Genomic DNA, 647 nt, shown 5'->3' on the forward strand with positions numbered 1-647 from the left:
CCGAAAGTGGACTCGGCCATTGTGCGTCTCGTCCCTTACGAAACATTGCCGCACCCTGCCAAGGATCACCGCGTGCTGGAGCGCATCGTGCGTGAAGCGTTCAACCAGCGTCGCAAGACCCTGCGCAACACGCTCAAGTTGCTGTTGACCAGCGACGAGATTACCGCTTCTGGAGTAGACGGCAGCTTGCGTCCCGAGCAACTCGACCTGGCTGCATTCGTCCGTCTGGCAGACACTCTCAGCGAGAAAGTTGTGACAGAGTGAACCCTGAGGACAAGTAAACGGCACTGCCAGTCGTCATTTCCCGCTTACTTGTCCTAGACTTGTCTACCTGCCGCACACGCCATTTTTTCGTTATGGATTTCAAGGCCTATTGCATGCCCGATTCTCGTTACCAGGTCGACGTCAGCGTCGTCACACGCTTTCTCTCGGAACAGTCGCAACCCGAGCAGAATCGCTTCGCTTTCGCCTATACCATCACCGTGCACAACAACGGTAAATTACCTGCCAGGCTGCTGTCGCGTCACTGGGTCATCACCGACGGCGACGGCCATGTCGAAGAGGTGCGCGGCGAGGGCGTGGTCGGTCAGCAACCGTTGATCGAGGTCGGTAAAAGCCATACCTACAGCAGCGGTACGGTAATGACC

At 57.0% G+C, this 647-nt stretch carries 2 protein-coding genes; both read left to right on the forward strand.

Features of this window, described 5'->3' with window-relative positions; translation table 11 throughout:
- The coding region (locus ALO43_RS04360) for an rRNA adenine N-6-methyltransferase family protein (protein WP_328586969.1) at positions 1–264 on the forward strand (264 nt) is incomplete at its 5' end.
- Positions 265–377: 113 nt separating this feature from the next.
- Positions 378–647, forward strand: a 270-nt coding sequence (apaG, locus tag ALO43_RS04365) for a Co2+/Mg2+ efflux protein ApaG (protein WP_054997169.1), incomplete at its 3' end; no start/stop codon positions are given.

It is taken from the genome of Pseudomonas tremae, assembly GCF_001401155.1.
Taxonomy (GTDB): Bacteria; Pseudomonadota; Gammaproteobacteria; order Pseudomonadales; family Pseudomonadaceae; genus Aquipseudomonas; species Aquipseudomonas tremae.